At 64.8% G+C, this 22,137-nt stretch carries 34 protein-coding genes and 1 pseudogene; 3 read left to right on the top strand and 32 right to left on the bottom strand.

Features of this window, described 5'->3' with window-relative positions:
• Positions 1 to 18 precede the first annotated feature (18 nt).
• Together ACIQTU_RS11645 and ACIQTU_RS11650 are read left to right on the top strand one after the other, a co-directional pair.
• Positions 19 to 942 (top strand): ABC transporter ATP-binding protein, encoded by a 924-nt coding sequence (locus tag ACIQTU_RS11645; protein WP_400547123.1) that lies wholly within the window; start codon positions 19 to 21, stop codon positions 940 to 942.
• Positions 932 to 1,789: a hypothetical protein gene (locus ACIQTU_RS11650; protein ID WP_400546963.1), complete on the top strand. Its 858-nt coding sequence runs from the start codon at positions 932 to 934 to the stop codon at positions 1,787 to 1,789. Before ACIQTU_RS11645 ends, ACIQTU_RS11650 begins: the two co-directional genes overlap by 11 nt.
• A 3-nt stretch (positions 1,790 to 1,792) precedes the next feature.
• Here ACIQTU_RS11650 and ACIQTU_RS11655 read toward each other — a convergent pair whose 3' ends face one another.
• The 29 genes and pseudogenes from ACIQTU_RS11655 to rpsJ all read right to left on the bottom strand — a co-directional run bounded on the left by ACIQTU_RS11655 (position 1,793) and on the right by rpsJ (position 17,421).
• Complete coding sequence (locus ACIQTU_RS11655; RefSeq protein WP_400546966.1) at positions 1,793 to 2,263, bottom strand: GNAT family N-acetyltransferase; 471 nt, start codon at positions 2,261 to 2,263, stop codon at positions 1,793 to 1,795.
• Between the two features lie 95 nt (positions 2,264 to 2,358).
• Entirely contained in the window at positions 2,359 to 2,775 is a 417-nt protein-coding gene (rplQ, locus tag ACIQTU_RS11660) for a 50S ribosomal protein L17 (RefSeq protein WP_105563656.1), read from the bottom strand.
• A 115-nt stretch (positions 2,776 to 2,890) separates the two neighbouring features.
• Entirely contained in the window at positions 2,891 to 3,910 is a 1,020-nt protein-coding gene (locus ACIQTU_RS11665) for a DNA-directed RNA polymerase subunit alpha (protein ID WP_400546969.1), read from the bottom strand.
• Positions 3,911 to 4,004: 94 nt separating this feature from the next.
• Positions 4,005 to 4,394, bottom strand: coding sequence for a 30S ribosomal protein S11 (rpsK, locus tag ACIQTU_RS11670; protein ID WP_292083332.1), 390 nt, complete (start codon positions 4,392 to 4,394; stop codon positions 4,005 to 4,007).
• A gap of 14 nt (positions 4,395 to 4,408) precedes the next feature.
• Positions 4,409 to 4,777, bottom strand: coding sequence for a 30S ribosomal protein S13 (rpsM, locus tag ACIQTU_RS11675; RefSeq protein ID WP_105563653.1), 369 nt, complete (start codon positions 4,775 to 4,777; stop codon positions 4,409 to 4,411).
• Positions 4,778 to 4,914: 137 nt separating this feature from the next.
• A complete protein-coding gene (locus tag ACIQTU_RS11680) occupies positions 4,915 to 5,637 on the bottom strand; it encodes a TonB family protein (RefSeq protein ID WP_400546974.1) in 723 nt (240 codons plus the stop codon).
• Between the two features lie 61 nt (positions 5,638 to 5,698).
• Complete coding sequence (locus ACIQTU_RS11685) at positions 5,699 to 6,259, bottom strand: adenylate kinase (protein WP_400546976.1); 561 nt, start codon at positions 6,257 to 6,259, stop codon at positions 5,699 to 5,701.
• Positions 6,260 to 6,283: 24 nt separating this feature from the next.
• A complete protein-coding gene (gene secY, locus ACIQTU_RS11690; protein WP_400546979.1) occupies positions 6,284 to 7,663 on the bottom strand; it encodes a preprotein translocase subunit SecY in 1,380 nt (459 codons plus the stop codon).
• Between the two features lie 279 nt (positions 7,664 to 7,942).
• Positions 7,943 to 8,404: pseudogene (rplO, locus tag ACIQTU_RS11695) on the bottom strand (50S ribosomal protein L15); the annotation flags it as partial.
• A 160-nt stretch (positions 8,405 to 8,564) separates the two neighbouring features.
• The gene (gene rpmD / locus ACIQTU_RS11700; RefSeq protein WP_105563648.1) at positions 8,565 to 8,759 is read right to left on the bottom strand and encodes a 50S ribosomal protein L30; all 195 of its coding nucleotides are present in this window, start codon (positions 8,757 to 8,759) and stop codon (positions 8,565 to 8,567) included.
• Between the two features lie 5 nt (positions 8,760 to 8,764).
• Positions 8,765 to 9,370: a 30S ribosomal protein S5 gene (gene rpsE, locus ACIQTU_RS11705; protein ID WP_292036860.1), complete on the bottom strand. Its 606-nt coding sequence runs from the start codon at positions 9,368 to 9,370 to the stop codon at positions 8,765 to 8,767.
• A gap of 13 nt (positions 9,371 to 9,383) precedes the next feature.
• Entirely contained in the window at positions 9,384 to 9,740 is a 357-nt protein-coding gene (gene rplR / locus ACIQTU_RS11710; RefSeq protein WP_400546984.1) for a 50S ribosomal protein L18, read from the bottom strand.
• Between the two features lie 3 nt (positions 9,741 to 9,743).
• Positions 9,744 to 10,277: a 50S ribosomal protein L6 gene (gene rplF, locus ACIQTU_RS11715; RefSeq protein ID WP_400546987.1), complete on the bottom strand. Its 534-nt coding sequence runs from the start codon at positions 10,275 to 10,277 to the stop codon at positions 9,744 to 9,746.
• Position 10,278: 1 nt separating this feature from the next.
• A complete protein-coding gene (gene rpsH / locus ACIQTU_RS11720; protein WP_400546990.1) occupies positions 10,279 to 10,677 on the bottom strand; it encodes a 30S ribosomal protein S8 in 399 nt (132 codons plus the stop codon).
• Positions 10,678 to 10,692: 15 nt separating this feature from the next.
• Positions 10,693 to 10,998, bottom strand: a complete 306-nt coding sequence (gene rpsN, locus ACIQTU_RS11725; RefSeq protein ID WP_400546993.1) for a 30S ribosomal protein S14 — start codon at positions 10,996 to 10,998, stop codon at positions 10,693 to 10,695.
• Between the two features lie 19 nt (positions 10,999 to 11,017).
• Positions 11,018 to 11,578 carry a 50S ribosomal protein L5 gene (gene rplE / locus ACIQTU_RS11730; RefSeq protein ID WP_400546996.1) on the bottom strand — a complete coding sequence of 187 codons (561 nt, stop codon included), beginning with the start codon at positions 11,576 to 11,578 and terminating at the stop codon, positions 11,018 to 11,020.
• Positions 11,578 to 11,886: a 50S ribosomal protein L24 gene (gene rplX / locus ACIQTU_RS11735; RefSeq protein ID WP_105563641.1), complete on the bottom strand. Its 309-nt coding sequence runs from the start codon at positions 11,884 to 11,886 to the stop codon at positions 11,578 to 11,580. Before rplX ends, rplE begins: the two co-directional genes overlap by 1 nt.
• 1 nt (position 11,887) lies before the next feature.
• A complete protein-coding gene (gene rplN / locus ACIQTU_RS11740) occupies positions 11,888 to 12,256 on the bottom strand; it encodes a 50S ribosomal protein L14 (protein ID WP_021698481.1) in 369 nt (122 codons plus the stop codon).
• An 18-nt stretch (positions 12,257 to 12,274) separates the two neighbouring features.
• Complete coding sequence (gene rpsQ / locus ACIQTU_RS11745; RefSeq protein WP_105563640.1) at positions 12,275 to 12,517, bottom strand: 30S ribosomal protein S17; 243 nt, start codon at positions 12,515 to 12,517, stop codon at positions 12,275 to 12,277.
• Positions 12,518 to 12,527: 10 nt separating this feature from the next.
• On the bottom strand, positions 12,528 to 12,725 hold the full coding sequence (gene rpmC / locus ACIQTU_RS11750) for a 50S ribosomal protein L29 (RefSeq protein ID WP_400547001.1): 198 nt from the start codon (positions 12,723 to 12,725) through the stop codon (positions 12,528 to 12,530).
• Entirely contained in the window at positions 12,725 to 13,162 is a 438-nt protein-coding gene (gene rplP, locus ACIQTU_RS11755) for a 50S ribosomal protein L16 (RefSeq protein WP_292083341.1), read from the bottom strand. The genes rpmC and rplP overlap by 1 nt, the downstream gene beginning before the upstream one ends.
• A 6-nt stretch (positions 13,163 to 13,168) precedes the next feature.
• The gene (rpsC, locus tag ACIQTU_RS11760) at positions 13,169 to 13,912 is read right to left on the bottom strand and encodes a 30S ribosomal protein S3 (RefSeq protein ID WP_292083342.1); all 744 of its coding nucleotides are present in this window, start codon (positions 13,910 to 13,912) and stop codon (positions 13,169 to 13,171) included.
• Positions 13,912 to 14,292 (bottom strand): 50S ribosomal protein L22, encoded by a 381-nt coding sequence (gene rplV / locus ACIQTU_RS11765; protein ID WP_105563636.1) that lies wholly within the window; start codon positions 14,290 to 14,292, stop codon positions 13,912 to 13,914. The genes rpsC and rplV overlap by 1 nt, the downstream gene beginning before the upstream one ends.
• 3 nt (positions 14,293 to 14,295) lie before the next feature.
• Positions 14,296 to 14,574 carry a 30S ribosomal protein S19 gene (gene rpsS / locus ACIQTU_RS11770; RefSeq protein ID WP_184272436.1) on the bottom strand — a complete coding sequence of 93 codons (279 nt, stop codon included), beginning with the start codon at positions 14,572 to 14,574 and terminating at the stop codon, positions 14,296 to 14,298.
• A 2-nt stretch (positions 14,575 to 14,576) separates the two neighbouring features.
• Positions 14,577 to 15,413 carry a 50S ribosomal protein L2 gene (gene rplB / locus ACIQTU_RS11775; protein WP_400547007.1) on the bottom strand — a complete coding sequence of 279 codons (837 nt, stop codon included), beginning with the start codon at positions 15,411 to 15,413 and terminating at the stop codon, positions 14,577 to 14,579.
• 4 nt (positions 15,414 to 15,417) lie between these two features.
• Positions 15,418 to 15,723, bottom strand: a complete 306-nt coding sequence (locus ACIQTU_RS11780) for a 50S ribosomal protein L23 (protein WP_105563633.1) — start codon at positions 15,721 to 15,723, stop codon at positions 15,418 to 15,420.
• A complete protein-coding gene (gene rplD, locus ACIQTU_RS11785; RefSeq protein ID WP_105563632.1) occupies positions 15,723 to 16,361 on the bottom strand; it encodes a 50S ribosomal protein L4 in 639 nt (212 codons plus the stop codon). The genes ACIQTU_RS11780 and rplD overlap by 1 nt, the downstream gene beginning before the upstream one ends.
• Positions 16,361 to 17,092: a 50S ribosomal protein L3 gene (rplC, locus tag ACIQTU_RS11790; RefSeq protein ID WP_400547012.1), complete on the bottom strand. Its 732-nt coding sequence runs from the start codon at positions 17,090 to 17,092 to the stop codon at positions 16,361 to 16,363. The genes rplD and rplC overlap by 1 nt, the downstream gene beginning before the upstream one ends.
• Before the next feature lie 23 nt (positions 17,093 to 17,115).
• Positions 17,116 to 17,421 (bottom strand): 30S ribosomal protein S10, encoded by a 306-nt coding sequence (gene rpsJ, locus ACIQTU_RS11795; RefSeq protein WP_105563630.1) that lies wholly within the window; start codon positions 17,419 to 17,421, stop codon positions 17,116 to 17,118.
• A gap of 596 nt (positions 17,422 to 18,017) precedes the next feature.
• Here rpsJ and ACIQTU_RS11800 point away from each other — a divergent pair.
• Positions 18,018 to 18,767, top strand: a complete 750-nt coding sequence (locus tag ACIQTU_RS11800; protein ID WP_400547016.1) for a porin — start codon at positions 18,018 to 18,020, stop codon at positions 18,765 to 18,767.
• A gap of 154 nt (positions 18,768 to 18,921) precedes the next feature.
• On the opposite strand, the gene ACIQTU_RS11805 is transcribed toward ACIQTU_RS11800, so the two are convergent.
• The 3 genes from ACIQTU_RS11805 to ACIQTU_RS11815 form a co-directional block, all read right to left on the bottom strand.
• Entirely contained in the window at positions 18,922 to 19,818 is an 897-nt protein-coding gene (locus ACIQTU_RS11805) for a GIN domain-containing protein (protein WP_400547019.1), read from the bottom strand.
• A gap of 96 nt (positions 19,819 to 19,914) precedes the next feature.
• Complete coding sequence (locus ACIQTU_RS11810) at positions 19,915 to 20,823, bottom strand: transcriptional regulator (RefSeq protein WP_400547022.1); 909 nt, start codon at positions 20,821 to 20,823, stop codon at positions 19,915 to 19,917.
• A gap of 14 nt (positions 20,824 to 20,837) precedes the next feature.
• Positions 20,838 to 21,980 (bottom strand): GNAT family N-acetyltransferase, encoded by a 1,143-nt coding sequence (locus ACIQTU_RS11815; RefSeq protein WP_400547025.1) that lies wholly within the window; start codon positions 21,978 to 21,980, stop codon positions 20,838 to 20,840.
• Positions 21,981 to 22,137 lie beyond the last annotated feature (157 nt).

The following is a 22,137-nucleotide window of genomic DNA, read 5'->3' on the forward strand; positions in this document are numbered from 1 at the left end:
CGCGCCAAGCTCTGCCACATGACCGCGGTGATCGAAACGACTGGCCTGACCAAGACCTATGGCGCGGTGCGCGCCCTGGACGGGCTGAGCCTGAGCATTCCGCGCGGCGGAGTCTACGGGGTGCTGGGCCCCAACGGCGCCGGCAAGTCCACCTTGTTCCGCATCCTGCTGGGCCTGATCCGGCCGACCGCGGGCGAGGTCCGGGTGCTGGGCCAGCACGCGGGCGATCCCGCCGTCATGCGCCGCATCGGCTCCATGATCGAGACGCCACGCTTTCCGCCCTACATGACCGCGCGTCAGGTGCTGAAATGGCTGGCCCTCGCCCACGGCATGGGCAAGGAGGCCGCCATCGACGCCTGGCTGGACCGCGTCGGCCTGACCGAAGCCGCCAACCGCAAGGTGCGCGGCTTCTCGGTCGGCATGTTGCAGCGCCTTGGCGTCGCCGCCGCCTTGATGACCCGGCCCGACCTCGTCATCCTCGATGAGCCGACCAGCGGCATGGACCCGCCCGGCATCCAGGAGATGCGCGCCCTGATCCGCAGCCTGGCCGACGACGACGGCGTGACCATCATCCTGGCCAGCCACCAGTTGCTCGAGGTTCAACGCGTCTGCGACCGCGTGGCCATCTTCAATCGCGGGACCCTGGCCGCCGAGGGCAAGGTCAGCGACCTGACCGCCGCGGGCGAGCGCCTGCGCCTGTCGGCCACGCCGCTAGCCAAGATCATGAGCGTGCTGGGGGACAGGGCCACACTGGACGGCGACGCCGTCCTGGCCGCCATCCCCCGCGCCGAGGGCCCTGCCCTGCTGCGCGCCCTGATCGAACAGGGCGTGGACATCGACGAGGCCCGCTGGGTCGGCGCCGATCTTGAGAGCGTCTTCATGGCCGAGACCGGCCCGGCGCGCACCGATGCCCACGTCCGGGAGGCCCTTCATGCTGGCTGACGCCGTCCGTTCCGAATCCTGGCGCCTGCTCAAGAACCGCACGGTCCTGTCCTGGAGCCTGATCTTTGTGCCGCTGGTGTGGCTGGCTGTCCTGGTCGGCGGCGCCGTCATCGACGCCAAGGTCGACCGCATGGCGGACCAATTGCCGGTGCAACTGGCCTCCGCCCGCAGCGCCCTTGATCTGGGCGAGACCCTGCTTTCCGCTGCTGGCCAACTGGCCAACCCTGCCCTGCTGGCCTTCCTCCTGATCGGCGCGGCGACCGTCTTCTCCAGCGACTATCGCTGGGAGACCTGGCGTCTGATTACGGCGCGCAACAGCCGCCCCAACCTGATCGTGGGCAAGGTCGGCGCGGTTAAGCTGATGACCCTGGCGGGTTTGGGCCTGTTCCTGGCGGCCGCCCTGATCGGCGCCGCGATCAAGGGCGTCGTCCTCGACCAGGATCTGGTGTTCCGCTTCGGCGGCGACGAAGTCCGAACCTTCGGTCTGCTCTTCCTGCTGGCCTTTGTGCGTGTCGTCCAGTTCATGCTGCTCAGCCTGCTGACAGCCATCGTCACGCGCTCTCAGATGGCGGCCCTGTTCGTGCCTCTGGTCGTCGGCGTCGTGCAGGCCTTCCTGGTCACGGTCACCCCAATCCTGGGGTGGAGCGCGTTCGAATGGCAGACCCTGCTGCTGTTTCCGGGCGCCGCCTATGAGGCGCTAAAAGCCGCGATCCTGGGCAGGGTGCCTATGGAGGTTCTGCAAGACGGCGTCGTCCTGCGGGCCGTCGCCAGCCTGGCGCTGTGGTCCCTGGTCCCGTTCGGCCTGGCCCTGTGGTGGTTCAGCCGTCAGGATCTGTCGAAGGAGTAGCGGCTACAGCCGCTTCTCCATCCAGACGTCAGCGCGGGCATAGGGGGTCGGCTGCGGCGGCAAATCCACGAAGCCGAAGCGGGCATAGAGCCCCAGCGCCGCCCCCAGCGTCGAGCTGGTCTCAAGATAAAGGCGATGCGCGCCCGCAACCCGCGCCGCTGCCTCGCAGGCCTCCAGCAGCCGCAGCGCCAGACCCCCGCCCCGCGCCTCGGGCCGCACCGTCATCTTGGTGACCTCAAAGCCGCCGTCCGACATGGCGATCAGACCGCAGCAGCCGACCGGCGTCCCGTCCCGCTCTGCGAAGAAGATATGGCCGCCGTTCGACAGGATCTGCCCCTCGGGATCGTCCAGCGTCAGGTGATCCTTCGCCTCCAAAGCGAACCCGCCTTCGGCCAGCCATCCCGTATTGAGCGCCTTCCAGGCGGCGCGCTGGGCGGACGTGTAGGCGACGATGCGGTCTTCAGGCTTACTCATGGCCGCTCTATCGCCCCCTGCGCCGCAGCGAACAATGAAAAAGGCGGCTGGATCGCTCCAGCCGCCTTTTCATGTCTTCAGGTTGAAGAAGCCGATCAGGCTTCGTCGCCCTCAATGGCGAAGACCGGACCAGAGTCCTTGCCCTTGGCTTCAACGTCGCGATCGACGAACTCGATCACGGCCATCGCGGCGTTATCGCCGTGACGGAAGCCAGCCTTCATGATGCGGATGTAACCACCCGAACGTTCGGCGTAGCGCGGGCCGATCGTTTCGAACAGCTTGCCGACCTGCGGCACGTCGCGAACGGCGCTGATGGCCTGACGACGAGCGTGCAGGTCGCCCTTCTTGGCGAGCGTGACCAGCTTCTCAACGAAGGGACGCAGTTCCTTCGCCTTGGGCAGGGTGGTCGTGATTTGCTCGTGCTTGATCAGCGAGGCGGCCATGTTGGCGAACATGGCTTGGCGGTGGCTGACCGTACGGCCGAGCTTGCGGTAAGCGGCGCCGTGGCGCATCGGGGTCTCTCCTACTCAACCCTGGTTTCCGGCCTAATCAAAGGGGCGGGACCTGGGGCCTTTTCATTCTAACCGCCCCATCCGCGCCGACTGGCGCTGGGCGGAGGGTTGATGATCAGATCTGGTCGTCGAACTTTTTGGCCAGATCTTCGATGTTTTCGGGCGGCCAGTTCGGCACGTCCATGCCGAGCGACAGGCCCATCGTCGCGAGAACTTCCTTGATCTCGTTCAGCGACTTGCGGCCGAAGTTCGGGGTGCGAAGCATTTCGCCCTCGGTCTTCTGGATCAGGTCGCCGATGTAGACGATGTTGTCGTTCTTCAGGCAGTTCGCCGAACGGACCGACAGCTCCAGTTCGTCGACCTTCTTGAGCAGGGCCGGGTTGAAGGGCAGGTCGGGCTTGCCGTCCGTAGCCTCAACAGCCTTGGTCGGCTCGTCGAAGGTGATGAAGATCTGCAGCTGGTCTTGCAGGATGCGGGCGGCGTAGGCCACCGCGTCAACCGGCGAGACGGCGCCGTTGGTTTCAACTTCCAGGATCAGCTTGTCGTAATCCATCGACTGGCCCTGACGGGTCGGCTCGACGCGATAGGCGACGCGCTTGACCGGCGAGTACAGGGCGTCGACGGCGATCAGGCCGATCGGCGCATCTTCCGGACGGTTCAGTTCGGCGGCGACATAGCCCTTGCCGTTCTGGACAGTCAGTTCCATGCGGACCGAAGCACCGTCGTCCAGCGTGCAGATGACGTGGTCGGGGTTCAGAACCTCGATGTCCGCCGGCGCTTCGATCTGGCCCGCCGTGACGACGCCGGGCCCCGTGGCGCGCAGGGTCATGCGCTTGGGGCCTTCGGCGTGCATGCGCAGCGCCAGTTGCTTGATGTTCAGGACGATGTCGACCACGTCTTCCCGGACGCCTTCCAGCGACGAGAACTCGTGAACCACGCCGTCGATCTGGATGGCCGTGACAGCCGCGCCTTGCAGCGAGGACAGCAGAACGCGACGGAGCGCGTTGCCGAGCGTCACACCGAAACCGCGCTCGAGGGGCTCAGCGACCAGACGCGCCTTGCGCAGCGGGTCGGAACCGCCTTCCACTTGCGGCTTCTCGGGACGGATCAGCTCTTGCCAGTTTCTTTCGATCATAGAGTCCCTCGAACGGGTTTCGTCGGCTCCGGCCTTGTCGACGAGGCCATGGTGGAGCCGACGGAGATTGGGGGTGCCTGGAACGCTGTCGCGATTAAACGCGGCGGCGCTTGGGCGGACGGCAACCGTTGTGCGGCATCGGCGTGACGTCGCGGATGGTCGTGATCGTCAGACCAACGGCTTGCAGAGCGCGAAGCGCCGACTCACGGCCGGAACCCGGACCCGAGACGTTGACTTCCAGTGTCTTCACGCCGTGCTCTTGAGCCTTCTTGCCTGCGTCTTCAGCAGCCATCTGGGCGGCGTACGGGGTCGACTTGCGCGAACCCTTGAAGCCCATGTGACCGGCCGACGACCAGGAAATCGCGTTCCCCTGGGCGTCCGTGATCGTGATCATGGTGTTGTTGAAAGAAGCGTTCACGTGAGCCACGCCCGACGTGATGTTCTTACGTTCGCGACGCTTAATGCGACCCGGTTCCTTAGCCATCGGTCAGCTCTCTCTTACTTCTTCTTGCCGGCGATCGGCTTGGCCGGGCCCTTGCGGGTGCGGGCGTTGGTGTGCGTGCGCTGACCGCGGACCGGCAGGCCCTTACGGTGACGCAGGCCGCGGTAGCAGGCCAGGTCCATCAGACGCTTGATGTTCATCGAGGTTTCGCGGCGCAGGTCGCCCTCGACCGTGTGATCCTTGTCGATCGTTTCACGGATCTGCAGGATCTCGGCATCGGTCAGCGAGTTGACGCGGCGAGCGGGCTCAATGCCGACCTTCGCGGTGATTTCCTTGGCGGCGTGCGCGCCGATGCCATGGATGTACTGAAGCGCGATTTCGACGCGCTTGTTGGTCGGAATGTTGACGCCAGCGATACGGGCCACGAGAATCTCCAGATACGCTTAAACAGACGCGGAAACCGCTCCGGTCAACAGACCTGGAACGTGTGCGCCCTTCGCGGAAGCCGCCCTTATACAGGGGATTCGAGTGGCGTCAACGGGCGCGCCGTTCCCGCGGCGCCTCACGGCATGAACTCCACACCCACAGTGATCTCGCGTCCTTCAACAGGGCGACCGTCGCGCGTGGGAGGACGAAAGCGGAAATAGCCGGACGCCGCAAGAGCCGCCTCACCGAAACCCCGGCCCGACGGCGCTTCGTCCACAACCCGGCAATCCTCAAGCCGGGTGTCCAGCCGAATGCGGCAGGCGATCCGCGCGCTGCCGTTCAGGCGCTGGCGGAAGGCTTCGCGCGGGTGCAAACGCCGGAGCTGGTCTTTGGTCGGTCCCAGGATCAGGCGCGGCGGGCCGTCCCCAGCCCCCGGTCCCGATCCCGCGCCCGCGCCGCTGCCGGATCCGGTCCCTATTCCGCCGAGGCCCTGCCCCGGCGTTGCGCCAGCCTCAGGGGCCACGCCGATGACCAGAGGCGCTTCGGGCGCGGCTTTAGGCGGCGCCGTCAACTCGGGCGGGCGCTCAGGCTTTCTGGCTGGCAGGTGCGTGCGCGACGGCGCCGCAGGCGCCCCGCCGCCCGCGACAGGCGCGGGCTTGGACGGCGGCGGTGCTGGCAAGGGCGGAATTGGCGACGGCCGGACGAGCTCTACCTCGACCGGCCGCGACAAGGGTGTAGGGGGCGTGATGGGGCGTAGATGCCCCAGCACCATGAACAGAGCCAAATGGAGCAGCCCGACACCAGCCGCCACGCCCGCCGTGGCGAGCCTGGCATTTCGAGGCGACGATCGACTGCTCATCTGCGTCCCTTGAAGCGGATACCCTGACGCCTAACGCCCGACCTCCGCTTCAGATCAGGACTCAGGCCAGGGCGCCGTCGATGGCGGCGGCGACTGTGGCGATGTCGCCCATGCCGTCGATCTCGGTCAGCTTGCCCTGGACTTCATAGTAGGGAAGCAGCGGGGCGGTCTGAGCATTGTAGACGGCCAAACGATCCTTGAAGGTCTCGGGATTGTCGTCCGGACGGCCCTGCTCGGCGAAGCGCTTGCCGATGCGGGCGGTCAGGGCCTCATCGTCGACCTTGAGGCGGACGACCCGGTCGATCTTGGCGCCGCGCTTGGCCAGCATGGCGTCCAGGGCTTCGGCCTGGGCGACGTTGCGTGGGAAGCCGTCGAAGATGGCGCCGCCGGCGGCCTCGGCCTCCGGCAGACGGTCCTCGATCAGGGCGATGACGATCTCGTCGGTGACGAGGTCGCCGCGCGCCAGCACGTCCTTGACCTTCAGGCCCAGTTCCGAGCCGGAAGCGATCGCAGCGCGCAGCATGTCGCCGGTCGAGAGCTGGATCATGCCCCGCTGTTCGACCAGACGCTTGGCCTGCGTGCCCTTGCCGGCCGCAGGCGGCCCGAACAGGATCAGATTCATTTTACGGGCTCCCCTACCCGACTATCAGCGGCGGGCGGGGGCGGAACCGCCCCGGCCGCCACGACCACGCAGCTTGGCCTTCTTGATCAGGCCTTCGTACTGGTGCGCCAGCAGTTGGGACTGGATCTGGGCCACGGTGTCCATCGTCACCGAAACGACGATCAGGATCGACGTGCCGCCGAAGTAGAGGCTGTTGCCCATGCTGCTGACCAGGAACTCGGGCAACAGGCAGACGGCGGTGATGTAGGCGGCGCCGATCACCGTCAGACGCGTCAGCACATAGTCCAGATACTCGGCCGTGCGCTTGCCCGGACGGATGCCCGGCAGGAAGCCGCCGTACTTGCGCAGGTTCTCGGCCGTGTCCTCGGGGTTGAAGGTGATCGAGGTGTAGAAGAAGCAGAAGAAGACGATCAGGACCGCGTACAGGATCATGAACACGGGCTGGCCGTGAGTCAGCTGCGCCGTCACCAGCGGCAGCCAGCTCATCCACTCGGGCAGGTTGGCCTGGGCGGTGAAGGTGGCGACCGTCGTCGGCAGCATCAGCAGCGACGAGGCGAAGATGGCCGGGATGACGCCGGCGGTGTTGACCTTCAGCGGCAGGAACGAGCGTTCGCCGCCCGTCATGCGGTTACCTTCCTGGCGCTTCGGATACTGGATCAGAAGGCGGCGCTGGGCGCGCTCCATGAAGACGATGAAGACGATCACGGCCACCGCCATGATGGCGATGAACATCAGGGCGAAGACCGACATCTGGCCTTGCTGAGCCAGGCCCAACAGACGCGCCACAGTGGACGGCAGTACCGCCACGATGCCCGCGAAGATGATCAGCGAGATGCCGTTGCCGACGCCGCGCGCCGTCACCTGCTCGCCCAGCCACATCAGGAACATCGTGCCGCCGGTCAGGGTGGTGACCGTCGAGATGATGAAGAAGACGCCCGGTTGGTCGATCAGACCGGCCTGGGCGTTCAGGCCTGCAGCGATGCCGAAGGACTGGGCCAGCGCCAGGAAGACCGTCAGGTAACGGGTGTACTGGTTCAGTTGCTTGCGGCCGCTTTCGCCGCCTTCCTTCTTCAGCTTCTCCCAGGGCGGATAGACCGCGCCCATCAGCTGCACGATGATCGAGGCCGAGATGTACGGCATCACGTTCAACGCGAAGACGGCCATACGCTCGACCGCGCCGCCCGAGAACATGTTGAACATGTCCAGGATGCCGCGCTGGCCATCAGGGTTCTGGAAGAAGGCCAGGAAGGCCTCGGAATTAATGCCCGGAATCGGAACATAGGTGCCGATCCGATAGACCAGCAGCGCGCCCAGCGTGAACAGCAGGCGTTTGTGCAGCTCGGTCGCTTTCGCGAACGAGCCCATGTTCATATTGGCGGCGAGTTGTTCAGCGGCCGAAGCCATCAGGCGGTCCCCACGACTATGCCCGTCGTCAGATAGGCGGAAAGCGGCTCCCTTGCGAGAGCCGCTTTCGGAAAATCGTCATCCCGGTGCGGATGATCCCGACGAACGCCGCGTCAGCAGCGCTCGCACGGGATGACGATATCGATTTTAGGCCTTGGCCGCGGCGCGCTTGGCGCGGGCCGAGATCTTGTTGGCGTCACCCAGCGGAGCCTTGGGAGCCGGAGCCTTGCCCTTGGCGGCGTTGCGCTTCTCGACGCGAGCAGCAGCCTTGGCTTCAGCGGCGATGCGCTGTTGCTCGACCGAACCGCCAGCAGCTTCGATGGCCTTGATGGCGCCGGCCGAGGCCGACCACACGACCAGGTTCAGCTTGGCCTTCAGTTCGCCTTCGCCCAGAACGCGCACGCCGTCCTTGACGCGACGGATCACGCCGGCGGCCACCAGGGCGGCGCCGTTGATTTCAGCCTTGGCGTCCAGCTTGCCGGCGTCGATCGCCTCTTGCACGCGCCACAGGTTCACTTCGGCCAGCTTCAGCGCGTTCGGGTTGTTGAAGCCGCGCTTCGGCATACGCATGTAGAGCGGCATCTGGCCGCCTTCGAAGCCGCCGATGGCGACGCCCGAACGCGACTTCTGACCCTTGACGCCGCGACCGGCGGTCTTGCCCTTGCCCGAACCCGGGCCGCGGCCGACGCGCATGCGCTTCTTATGGGCGCCTTCGTTGTCGCGAATTTCGTTCAGTTTCATATGCCTGATCCTTTCGGGTTCTAGCGCCAGGCCGCAAAGACGACTCTGACTCGGCGTTGGAAAAATTGAAGGGCCGCTTCTAAGCGGCCCGTCGCAGCATCGCAAGATGCTTCTTCAAAGAGAAACGCCCTCCCCCGGCATCGGGAGAGGGCGCATCGTCTTATTTTTCGACCACTTCGACCATGTGGGCGACCTTGGCGATCATCCCACGGACCGAGGGGGTGTCTTCCAGCGTCGACTCACGGCCGATGCGGTTCAGACCCAGGCCCGACAGAGTGGCGCGCTGATCCGACTTGCGGCGGATCGGGCTGGCCGTCTGGCGAACCGTGACGGTGGCTTTTTCGTTCTTGGCCATGTCTATCAGCCCTCGACAGCTTCGGGCGCCGAAGCGCCGTCGTTGCGGCGGCCCATCAGGTCAGCGACCTTCTTGCCACGCTTAGCAGCAACCTGACGCGGCGACGATTGAACCTTCAGAGCTTCGAAGGTCGCGCGGATCATGTTGTACGGGTTCGACGAACCGGTCGACTTGCCGACGACGTCCTGGACGCCGAGGGTTTCGAGGACCGCACGCATCGGACCGCCAGCGATGACGCCCGTGCCGGGAGGGGCAGCGCGCATCATGATCTTGCCGGCGCCCCAACGGCCGTTGCCGTCGTGGTGCAGGGTGCGGTTCTCACGAAGAGGCACGCGGATCATGGTCTTCTTGGCTTCTTCAGTCGCCTTGCGGATGGCTTCCGGCACTTCACGCGCCTTGCCATGACCGAAGCCGACCCGGCCCTTGCCGTCGCCCACAACCATCAGGGCTGCGAACGAGAAACGACGACCGCCCTTAACAGTGGCGGCGACGCGGTTGATGTGCACCAGCTTTTCGACGATGTCCGAATCCGGGCCGTCGACAACGGGAGCGTTACGGTCGCGGCGGTCGCGGTTCTGACCACCTTGTCCGCGTTGGGGTTCACGAGCCATGCTTCTCGATCCCTTAGAAGTTCAGGCCGGCTTCACGCGCGGCCTCCGCCAGCGCCTTGACGCGGCCGTGATAGATGTAGCCACCGCGGTCGAAGACGACGTCCTTGACGCCCTTCTCGATGGCGCGTTCGGCGATCAGCTTGCCAATGGCGGCTGCAGCGGCGACGTTCGAACCACGCGAACCCTTGCCGCCTTCCAGCGACGAGGCGGCGGCCACCGTGACGCCCTGGGCGTCGTCGATGATCTGAACCGAGATGTTCTTGTCCGAACGGTAGACCGACAGACGCAGACGACCGTTGGCGACAGCCTTGAGGCGACGACGGTTGCGTTCGGCGCGGCGCTTGGCTTGTTGTTGCAGAGAAAGAGCCATGACTTACTTCTTCTTGCCTTCCTTGCGCCGGACGGTTTCGCCCTGATAGCGCACGCCCTTGCCCTTGTAGGGTTCCGGCGGACGCAGCTTGCGAATGACGGCGGCGATTTCACCGACGGCCTGCTTGTCGTTGCCCGAGATCTTGATCTCGGTCTGCTTCGGCACGACGAAGGTGATGCCGGCCGGCGGCGCGATGTCGACTTCATGCGAGAAGCCGAGTTGCAGCGACAGCGACTGGCCCTTCAGCGCAGCGCGGTAACCCACGCCGACCAGTTCCAGCGTCTTGTCGAAGCCGTCGGTCACGCCGGTCACCATGTTGGAGACCAGGGTGCGCGACAGACCCCACATCGCGCGAGCGCGAGCGGTGTCCGAACGCGGGGTCAGCGACAGTTCGTCGCCTTCCTGCTTGACTTCGATTTCTTCGGCGACGGTCCACGAGCGTTCGCCCTTCGGACCCTTCACGGTGACGTCCTGGCCGTTGAGCGTGACAGTCACGCCCTTCGGCACAGCGATGGTTTTCTTGCCAATACGGGACATATCAGTAGACCCTGCAGAGGACTTCGCCGCCGACGTTAGCGTCGCGAGCGGAGGCGTCGGACATGACGCCCTTCGAAGTCGAAAGGATCGAGATGCCGAGGCCGTTCTTGATCGGCTTCAGATCGTTGATGGCCGAGTAAACGCGGCGGCCAGGCTTCGACACGCGAGCGATCTCAGCGATCACCGGCTGGCCGTCGAAGTACTTCAGCTCGATCTCGAACTGCGGGAACTCGCCGGGGTTTTGAACCAGCGAATAGCCGCGGATGTAACCTTCGTCCTGCAGCACGTCGAGGACGCGCTGGCGCAGACGGGAGGCCGGGGTCAGCACCTTGGAACGCTTGCGGGTCGCCGCGTTCTTGATGCGAGCGATCATGTCGCTCAGGGGATCGTTGATCATCATATCTGTTCGCTCCCCTTACCAGCTCGACTTCGTCAGGCCGGGGATTTGCCCCAGGTTGCCGAGTTCGCGCAGGGCGATACGGCTCATCTTGAGCTTGCGGTAGAAAGCCCGCGGACGGCCGGTGACTTCGCAGCGGTTGCGAATGCGCGACGGTGCGGAGTTACGCGGCAGCTCAGCCAGCTTCAGACGAGCGTCGAAACGCTCTTCCAGCGGCAGGCTCTCGTCGTTGGCGGTCGCCTTCAGGGCGGCCCGCTTTGCGGCATACTTCGCAACCAGAGCCTTGACGGCTTCGTTACGGTTTACGGCGCTTTTCTTAGCCATTGTTCTCTTCCCTTCCCGATCAGTTCTTGATGAACGGGAACTTGAACTCGGTGAGGAGAGCCTTGGCTTCCTCATCGGTCTTGGCCGTGGTGCAGACGACGATGTCCATGCCCCACATCTGGTCGATCTGGTCGTAGTTGATCTCGGGGAACACGATGTGTTCCTTCAGACCCGTGGCGTAGTTGCCACGACCGTCGAACGAAGTACCCTTCAGGCCGCGGAAATCCTTCACGCGCGGCAGCGCGATCGTGATGAACCGGTCCAGGAATTCGTACATCTGGGCGCCGCGCAGCGTGACCTTGCCGCCGATGACCATGCCTTCACGCAGCTTGAAGCCGGCGATGGAGTTACGAGCCTTGGTCGGCACAGCCTTCTGGCCGGCGATGGCCGTCAGATCCTTGAGGGCCGTGTTGGCCTTCTTGGAGTCGGCGACAGCTTCACCGATACCCATGTTCAGGACGATCTTGTCCAGCTTGGGGATCTGCATCTCGTTGGTGTAGCCGAACTGTTCCTTCAGGGCGGCGCGGATGCGCTCCTGATATTCGGTCTTGAGACGCGGCGTGTACTTGGTGTCAGCCATTAGATGACGTCTCCCGTGGTCTTGGCGAAGCGAACCTTGGCGTCGCCTTCGACCTTGAAGCCGACGCGGGTCGCCTTGCCGTTGGCGTCGGCGATCGCGACGTTCGACAGGTGAAGCGAGGCTTCCTTGTGCTTGATGCCGCCTTGCGGGTCAGCCTGGGTCGGGCGCGTGTGGCGCTGAACCATGTTGACACCTTGCACGACGACGCGGTTTTCGGTCGGCAGAACCTTCAGCACCTGGCCGGTGCGTCCCTTGTCCTTGCCGGTCAGGACGACGACCTTGTCGCCCTTTTTGATCTTGGCGGCCATATTACAGGACCTCCGGAGCCAGCGAGATGATCTTCATATGGTTCTTGGCGCGCAGTTCGCGAGGAACCGGGCCAAAGATCCGCGTGCCGACCGGCTCGTTTTGCTTGTTGACGATGACGGCGGCCGACTTGTCAAAACGAATGACCGAGCCGTCCTTGCGCTGGATGTCCTTGGCGGTGCGCACGACGATGGCGCGAACGACGTCGCCCTTCTTCACGCGGCCGCGAGGAATAGCTTCCTTCACCGAGGCGACAATGGTGTCGCCCACCGAGGCGTAGCGGCGCTTGGAGCCGCCCAACACCTTGATGCACATGACCCGGCGAGCGCCCGAGTTATCGGCGACCTCCAGGTTAGTTTGCATCTGGATCATAGGATCCGATCCTTTTCTTTAGGAAGCCGAGGCGGGGGAAACGACTTCCCAACGCTTCAGCTTGGACTTGGGGGCGCACTCGACGATGCGTGCGACGTCGCCGACTTTGAGGGCGTTGCCCTCATCGTGAGCGTGGTACTTTTTGGACAGGCGGACGATCTTCTTCAGGACCGGGTGCAGCAGAGTGCGCTCGACCTTCACGACGACCGTCTTGTCGCCCTTGTCGGACACGACCACGCCTTCAAGAATACGTTTGGGCATAGGTGTTTCCTTAAACCGCTGCGCGCTTCTCACGCAGAAGCGTGGAGATGCGAGCGATGTCCTTGCGCACTTCCGAGACCCGGTGGGTCTTTTCCATCTGGCCGGTGGCGGCCTGGAAGCGCAGGTTGAACTGTTCCTTCTTGAGCTTCAGCAGCTCGTCGGCCAGTTGGTCGGGGGTTTGAGCCCGCAGATCAGCGATCTTGGTCATTACGCGGCTTGCTCCATAACGATGCCGGCGTCCAGGCGGGTGACCACCTTGGTGCGGACCGGCAGCTTGGCGGCGCCGAGGCGCAGAGCTTCGCGAGCCACATCGTCCGGCACGCCGTCGATTTCGAACAGGATACGGCCCGGGTGGCAGCGTGCGGCCCAATGGTCCACGGCGCCCTTGCCCTTACCCATCCGGACTTCAGCCGGCTTGCCCGTGACGGGCAGATCCGGGAAGACCCGGATCCAGACGCGGCCCTGACGCTTCATCTGACGCGTGATCGCGCGGCGAGCCGCTTCGATCTGGCGAGCAGTGATACGCTCCGGTTCCACCGTCTTCAGGCCGTAGGAGCCGAAGTTCAGCGAGAAACCACCCTTGGCCGAGCCATGGATGCGGCCCTTGAAGGCCTTGCGGTACTTGGTCTTTTTCGGTTGCAACATGGCCTATCAGCCCTCACGACCACGGCGCGGACCGCGATCACCGCGGGGGCCGCCACGGCCTTCGTTGGACGACGGACCCGAGGCTTCCTGGGCCCAACGCTTGTCCTGAGCCATCGGGTCGTGCTCGAGCACTTCACCCTTAAAGACCCAGACCTTCACGCCGATGATGCCGTAGGTCGTCTTGGCTTCGTAGAAGCCATAGTCGATGTCGGCGCGCAGAGTGTGAAGCGGCACGCGACCTTCGCGGTACCATTCCATACGTGCGATTTCGGCGCCGCCCAGACGGCCCGAGACGTTGATGCGGACGCCCTTGGCGCCGAGGCGCATGGCGGACTGCATCGAACGCTTCATGGCGCGGCGGAAGGCGATACGGCGCTCCAGCTGCTGAGCGATGTTTTCAGCGATCAGCTGCGCGTCGGTTTCCGGCTTGCGGACTTCGACGATGTTCAGGTGAACTTCGCCTTCGGTGCGAGCCGAGATGTCCTTGCGGAGCTTCTCGATGTCAGCGCCCTTCTTGCCGATCACGACGCCCGGACGGGCGGCATAGATCGTCACGCGGCACTTCTTGTGCGGACGCTCGATGATGATGCGCGACACGCCGGCGGCGACCAGGCGTTCCTTGAGCCACGTGCGCAGCTTCAGGTCCTGGTGCAGCAGGCGGGCGTAGTCGGCGCCGCCGGCGAACCAGCGGCTGTCCCACGTGCGGTTCACGCCGAGGCGCAGACCGACCGGATTGATTTTCTGTCCCATCAGGCGGCCTCGCCGGCTTCACGGACCACGATCGTGATCTCGCTGAACGGTTTCAGGATGCGCGACGAGCGACCACGAGCGCGGCTCGCGAAACGCTTCATCACCAGGTTCTTGCCCACGAACGCTTCAGCGACAACCAGGTTGTCGATGTCGAGGTTGTGGTTGTTTTCGGCGTTCGAAACGGCCGAATACAGAACCTTGCGGACGTCGGTGGCGATACGCTTGCGGCTGAATTCCAGCTCGTTCAGCGCCTTCTGAACCGGCAGACCGCGGATCGAAGCGGCGACCAGGTTCAGCTTTTGAGGGCTGATGCGAACGTTGACCAGCTTGGCGCGAGCCTCGGTGGCGCCGACGCGGCGGGGGTTGTTGGACTTGGCCATCAGTTACTTCCTTTTGGCCTTCTTGTCCGCTGCGTGACCCGGGAAGTTCCGGGTCGGAGCGAACTCGCCAAACTTCATGCCGACCATGTCTTCGTTGACCATCACCGGCACGTGCTTCTGGCCGTTGTGGACGCCGAACGTCAGACCGACGAACTGGGGCAGGATGGTGGAGCGGCGCGACCAGGTCTTGATCACGTCCTTGCGGCCCGACGTTTGAACGGCGTCGGCCTTCTTGAGCAGATACCCGTCGACAAACGGGCCTTTCCAGGAGGAGCGGGCCATTCTTAGCGAGCCTTCTTCACGTGGCGAGTACGGATGATGTACTTATCCGTAGCCTTGTTCTTGCGGGTGCGGGTGCCCTTGGTGTCCTTACCCCACGGCGTAACCGGGGTACGACCACCAGAGGTCCGGCCTTCACCACCACCATGCGGGTGGTCGATCGGGTTCATGGAAACGCCGCGAACGTGCGGACGGAAGCCCATGTGACGAACGCGACCGGCCTTGCCGAGGTTCTGGTTCATGTGGTCGGGGTTCGACACGGCGCCAACGGTGGCCATGCACGAGTCCAGGACCATGCGCAGCTCGCCCGAGCCGAGACGGATCTGGGCGTAGCCCTGATCGCGACCGACCAGCTGAGCGTAGGCGCCGGCCGAACGGGCCAGCTGAGCGCCCTTGCCCGGCTTCATTTCGATGTTGTGGATGATCGTACCCACCGGCATCGAACGGAGCGGCATGGCGTTGCCCGGCTTCACGTCGGTCTTTTCACCCGCGATCACCGTGTCGCCAGCCTTAAGGCGTTGCGGCGCGATGATGTAGGTCTTCTCGCCGTCGGCGTAGGTCACCAGAGCGATGAAGGCCGTGCGGTTCGGGTCATATTCCAGACGCTCGACCGTACCGACCGCGTCGAACTTGCGACGCTTGAAGTCGATCTTGCGGTACAGGGTCTTCGCGCCGCCGCCGCGGAAGCGGACAGCGATACGACCACCTGCGCCACGACCGCCGGACTTCGTCAGGCCTTCGGTCAGCGACTTCTCGGGACGGCCCTTGTGGAGCTCGGACCGGTCGACCAGCACCAGGGCGCGGCGGCCCGGCGACGTCGGATTGTAATGCTTCAGAGCCATCTGATTAGAGCCCCGTCGTCACGTCGATCGACTGACCATCGGCCAGCGTCACGATTGCTTTTTTGATGTCCACGCGACGGCCCAGGATGCCCCGGAAGCGCTTGGTCTTGCCCTTTTGAACCAGGGTGTTGACCTTGAGGACGTTGACTTTGAACAGGCTTTCGACCGCAGCAGCGATCTCGTCCTTGGTCGCCGTGCCGGCGACGCGGAAGACAACCTTGTTCTGCTCCGACAGGATCGTGGCTTTTTCCGTGATGATCGGAGCCAGGATGGTGTCGTAGTGTTTGGCGGTGGGTTGAGCGGCGGCCATTATGCGGCTTCCTTCTCAGCGAAGCGCGCCTCGATCGCCTCGACGGCGGCCTTGGTCAGCACCAGTTTGTCGGCCCGCAGGATGTCATAGACGTTCAGGCCGGCGTTCGGCAGCACGTCAATGTGCGGGATGTTGCGAGCCGCCAGGCCGAAGTTGGTTTCAACTTCCGGACCAGCAATGATCAGAGCCTTGGTCCAACCGAGCTTGCCGAAGGTTTCGCGCAGCGAAGCCGTCTTGGCTTCCTTGACCGAAACGCTGTCGACGACGATCAGATCGCCGGCCTTGACCTTCGAGCTCAGCGCATGACGCAGAGCCAGGGCGCGGACCTTCTTGGGCAGCGAGTAGCCATGGTCGCGAACGACCGGGCCAAAGGCGCGCGAACCGCCGACGAACTGCGGTGCACGGCGCGAACCGTGACGAGCGCCGCCGGTGCCCTTCTGCTTGTACATCTTCTTGCCCGTACGAGAGTTCTCGTTGCGGGTTTGAACCTTGTGCGTGCCAGCGCGACGCTTGGCCAGCTGCCAGTTGACGTAACGGGCCAGCAGGTCGCCGCGGATGTCGGAGATGCCGAAGACGGCTTCCGACAGCTCAACGTCGCCAGCAGCCTTGCCGTCGAGTTTGATGACCGAGAGTTTCATTACGCTTCACCGCCTTCATTGGCTTCCACTGCCGGAGCAGCAGCAGCCGGAGCAGCAGCCGACTTCACAGCGCCCGGGAACGGGGCGTCAGCCGGACGAGCCTTCTTAACGGCGTCGCGAACCTTGACGTAGCTGCCGTCGTGACCCGGGACAGCGCCCTTGATCAGGATCAGGCCACGCTCGGCGTCCACGCGAACGATGGTCAGGTTCTGCTGGGTGACGACTTCCTGGCCGTAGTGGCCAGCCATCTTCTTGCCCTTGAAGGTCTTGCCCGGGTCTTGACGCTGACCGGTCGAACCGTGCGAACGGTGCGAGATCGACACGCCGTGCGTGGCGCGCAGACCGCCGAAGTTCCAGCGCTTCATGGCGCCGGCGAAGCCCTTACCGATGGTCTCGCCCTGGATGTCGACCTTTTGACCCGCCAGGAAGTGATCGGCCGACAGTTCGGCGCCCACGTCCAGCAGACCATCCGCGTCAACGCGGAACTCGGTCACATAGTGCTTAGGTTCAACCTCGGCCTTGGCGAAAACTTCGCGCTGAGCCTTGTTGGTGTTTTTTGCCTTCTTGGTTCCGGCACCCAGTTGCAGGGCGACGTAGCCGTCCCGCTCTTGAGTGCGCTGACCCACGACCTGACAGCCATCCAGCTGCAGAACCGTGACCGGGATGTGCGCGCCGTCTTCAGCGAAGACGCGCGTCATACCCAGTTTCTTGGCGATCACGCCCGTACGCATGTCGGATCCCGCCTCTTTCTTTCTTAAATCTTGATCTCGACGTCCACACCGGCCGACAGGTCGAGCTTCATGAGCGCGTCCACGGTTTGCGGGGTGGGGTCGATGATGTCGAGCACGCGTTTGTGCGTGCGGATTTCAAACTGCTCACGCGACTTCTTATCGACGTGCGGCGAGCGGTTCACGGTGAACTTTTCGATCAGGGTCGGCAGCGGGATCGGACCACGAACGGTCGCCCCGGTGCGCTTGGCGGTGTTGACGATTTCGCGCGTCGAAAAGTCGAGGACGCGATGATCGAAGGCCTTGAGCCTGATGCGGATGCTTTGATCCATATCGGTTGTTATTCCCAAGCGGTCGGAACCGCGTCCCTGTGAACCATTTCAAAGACCGAAGCCTCGGGCAGAGCCCCAAGGAACGCAAATCCGCAAAAACGATTGGCCCACGCAGCTAACCGCGAAGGCCATTGAAGTCCCAAGAATGCTGCAAAGAACAGTAACTTAGGTCGTCCCTGCGAACCGCGTCTGCACCCGAAGATGCACAGCCGGTCCAACAAGAAGGGGGCTTATGCCCTTCGATTCCTTTTTCGTCAAGCGCGGAAACCGTTGCGGCGCGGGGGTTTGCAAGCCATCGCCTCGCCGCCGCCGATCCGGTTCGCCGCACCTTTATACAGAGCCGGCCGACGAGGACATCGCCCCCACCCCTTAACCACTGAGGCAAAAGCAGGGCCACATGACCGCCCCGTTAAGGGTCTGCCGCAATCCCGCCCCAAGTGACGACGCAAACGTGCCGCAATGCGTCACACTTAGGCAACAACGGCCCTAAACCGCTGAATGATGACAAGTTCGTTACAGCAAAGGGCCGAAACGGGGCCTATCTCCGCATTGCCGCCACGGTGCGAACCTGGCGGCGCATAAAAAGGATAATCATAATGAAAACCGTCTTCCTCGCCTCGGTCGCCGCCGCCACCCTGATCGCCGCTCCGGCCTTCGCTCAAGACGCTGTCGGCTCGGCCGGTATCGCCTACGTCCACACGGACACCGAAGGCTTCAAGACCGACGGCGCGAACCTGGACGGCGTCGCCGCCTTCAAGGTCGCTCCGGAATGGACCGTCACCGTCAACGGCGCCGTCAACTACGCTGACAGCGACTTCGGCGACGACACCTCGGCCGCCGCCGCCGCTCACCTGACCAAGACCTTCGGCGCTGACCTGCGCGCCGGCGGCTTCGTGTCGGTGTCGGACATCGGCGACGACGAAGCCTTCACCGTCGGCGCTGAAGTCCAGAAGTACCTGGCCTCGGCGACCCTGACCGGCCTGGTCTCGTACACCGACGCCGACATGGGCGACGCCTGGACCGTCGGCGGCGACGCCGCCTACTACGTCAACCCGTCGTTCCGCCTGAACGCTGGCCTGTCGTACTCGAACGTCGACACCGACCTGGGCGACGTTGACGCCTGGGCCTACGGCGCCGGCGCCGAGTACCAGTTCGCCAACAGCCCGTTCAGCGTCCACGGCACGTACCAGCGCGTCTCGACCGAAGTCGCCAACGTCGACGTCGATGCTGACATCTTCATGATCGGCGCTCGCTACAACTTCGGCGGCACCCTGCAGTCGCTGGATCGCGCCGGCGCCAACCTGGGCCGCACCCTGGCTGGCCTGCCGACCGCCTTCGGCTTCTAAGCCCAAGACGCTCCAACCTCGGGTTGGAAATGAGAAGCCCCGGCGGAGCGATCCGCCGGGGCTTTTTCATTTCACGCGAAAGCCGCCGCAGACACGAAGAAGGCCCGGGGGGTTCCACGCTCCCGGGCCTTCTCTCATGACGGGTGAGGTCGGATCAGCGTCCGATGCGCACCTCGCCCGAACCCACGACGGAGCGCGACACCGGCCCGGTCACCTCGGCTACACGCACGTCGCCCGATCCAGCGATGGACGCTTCCAGGCTGCTGGCCACGCCTTCAAAGCGGACGTTGCCCGAGCCGGCGATCGACACTTCCAGCCTGGACGCGCGACCGGCCCGGATCGTCACGTCGCCCGAGCCTCCGATGGCGGCCTCCGCCGCGCCGTCCACACGTGCCACGACGATGTTGCCCGATCCGCCGATGCTGGCCTCCAGGTCACCGGTAGCCCCCGCCAGAATGGAACCTGAACCGCCGACCGCCGCTTCCAGTGAACGCGACGTGCCGGCGCGCACAGTTCCCGAGCCGCCCACCGCGATGTCCAGCCGCCCGTCGACATTGGCCACCGTCCAGTTGCCGCAACCGCCTGCGCCCAGATCCACAGACCGCGCGCCACGGCCGATCGAGCCATAGACTCCGCTGCCCGAGCTGACGTCGACGTCACGCGGCGTGCGCAGGACGACCAAGGGGGCGTCTTCCAGACGGATGCGGCCCTTGCCGGCCAGTTCAACGGTAGCGCCCTCGCCCGGCTGGCGCGCCTCAACCCGGCCGTTGTTGCACTCACGGATGCTGTCGTTGCTGAACTGCAGCATGCTGCGGCGACGCCCCAGACCGCCGTCGATGCGCACCTTGTCGCCCCGGCGTTCCACGGTCAGTTGCGGCAGGTCGGCCGAGCCCGGCGTGATTTCAACGGCGATGTCGGAGCGGTCCTCGGGAATGACGATCACTCGGGCGACCGCATTGCGGATCTCGGCCTCCTGAGCCGCGGCGGGCTGGGCGGCGGCGAACGCGGCCAGGACGGCGGCTGAGGCGGCGGCGTAAACGGCGATCTTCATGGCGGTGGCCCTCTCCTGATGTGATCTCAGGGTGGCCGCCGCCGCGCTTCAAGTCATTTTAAATCGAGGTCATGAAGTCGTTGTAAGAAACCACCCTCACGCCTTGAGGGCCCCCGCCCCATCGGTCGCACCGACTTCGGGTTCAAACTGGCGTTCGAAGTGCTCGATCTTGCTTTTCAGCGCCCCCGCGCGCTTCAGGCCGAGCGACGCCGCCCAGCGCAGCGCCAGTGCGCCCTGCCCCATCGTGTCGGTCAGGCGTGGCGCGGCGCCACGGCTGCGCAGCACGGCGTTGGTGTAGAGGGCGCCGTTGCGGAACCGCGACGGCCAGGTCTGGAAGTCCATCGACAGCGACACGCAGAACCGATCCAGGTTCTCGACTCGATGCGGCGCATACAGCGGCCAGGTCAGAGCCTGCCCCGGCTCCAGATCGATGATGCGCGCGTCGTCCTCGAACGCCAGGCTATAGGGTAGTTCCTCGGTCGTCTGACGCGAGACCACCTGCTCCATGTCGCGCTCGGCCAGATGCGCCTCGTCGCCCGGATAGACGAAGATCCGCTTGCGCCCGCGCAAATGGAACAGCACCACCCCGGCCGCGTCGAAATGATAGGGCACCCGCGCCTTGGGTGACGACAGGATCAGCTGCCCAGCGTTCTTCACGGCCTTCAAGCCCGGATAGGCGGCCTCGACCTGACGAAACTCGGCCATGGCGGCCGCCCACAGCTCGGGCCAACCCGTCTCGACCTGTCGCAGATTGACCCACAGACGCCCCTGCTGGATCGCATCAAGAAGTTGCGCCCCGTCCAGCCGCCCCCGCGCCCCCGTGCGCAGCGAGACCTGCCCCTCGTCGTCGTAGTCGTACAGGTTGATGTCGAACAGCTCTGCCGGATACCGATCAAGCAACGCCGCCAGCTCTGCATCCTCAGCGAATCCTTGGGCGATCAGGCTATGCGGGTGAACCCCCGCCTCCGCGATCGGACCGGGATATCGGGTACGACGCTCAGACATGGACACATCCTTCATCACGACGCCGCTGTCGCACGGTTGGCGGCCTTGGACAGGGCCGCGCGCGCGGCCAGCGCCGCCCCTTTCAGCCGACCTGCGGCATCCGTCTCGCACGCCTCGATGACGTTCCAGCGCCGACGGACGCTGTCGGTCAGACGCTGGCCTCCGGCCAGGTTCAGCACCGACGCTCCCGCCCCGCCCAGGGTCGCTGCCAGGCCGGGCTTCAGAATGACCGCCTCAGCCACGGGCTGAACCGTGTCGCAGAAGTATCGTTTGTAGGTTTCGCCGCCGAAGCCATAGTCGAAGTCGCGATAGCCCAACTCGGAGCCCAGCCGGATCGTCTCCATGCTCAGCATGATGCCCGGCGAGCAGCGCGCCAGGGCGGGGACATAAACCGGGAACCAGAAATGGAAACGCTGGCCAGCGTGCAGGGAGTATTCCATGGCGGCGACCTGGCCGCCCGCCCGTAGCACCGCCAGCGAGGCTCCGAAGTCCGCCTGCTCGTACGCCATCAGGGCGTGAAGCAACTCGCGCGTCCATCCGCAGGCGAAGACGTCGTGTCGCCCGGTCCGACGATACTGTTCACGCTTGCGGTCGATCAGTTCATCCAGAAGCGCATGGTCGCGCAGGCCGATCTGCACCTCGACCGGCCCGAACTCCGTCGCCATGCTGCGACGGGCCCGCTCCTTGTCCTTGAAGTACTTCCCGAAGGCCTGCCGGCGCGCGGCGTACCAGGCGTCATAGCCCCCCTCGGCGGGGATGGTGGTGCGAAAGCTCTCGCTGGTCGAGGTTCCAGCCGCATCGCCCACCCAGCCGTTGACGCTGAACCGGGCAGCGCCCAACAGGCGCGCCACCTCGGCCAATGTCGGACGGCCTGCCTTGGGGCCGATCACGCCGTGATAGTCGTTCATCGGCGCGGCGATCGGCAGGATTGCCCCCCCCCGCTTCTGATGCGGGAAGTAGCCGACAACCGCCCCGTCCCGATGGAAGACGGCCGCGGCGCAGTCCGGGCTGACGCGCGCCGCGATCTGCGAGAACTCGACCCGGAAATACGGACTGGCCAGGTCGGCGTCTGCGGCGGCCCAGGCGTTCCACAGCGCGCACTCCTCGGGCGTCAGGCTTTCAAGGCTGCGAATCTCGATGGTCAGGTCGCCGGACATGTCTTCCCCTCTAAGCCATGGCCGTTAGCAAAACCTGTTCCAGATCAAACGTGCCGCCGTGGGCCGCCCCCGCCCCACGGCCAGACGGCCCGGATTGCTCGGAGCCCGCATCATTGTTTGGCGACCTGCCGCCCTTCGGGCTGCTTGAGATTGAAAG

The organism is Brevundimonas sp. NPDC090276 (assembly GCF_044772165.1).
Lineage (GTDB): Bacteria > Pseudomonadota > Alphaproteobacteria > Caulobacterales > Caulobacteraceae > Brevundimonas.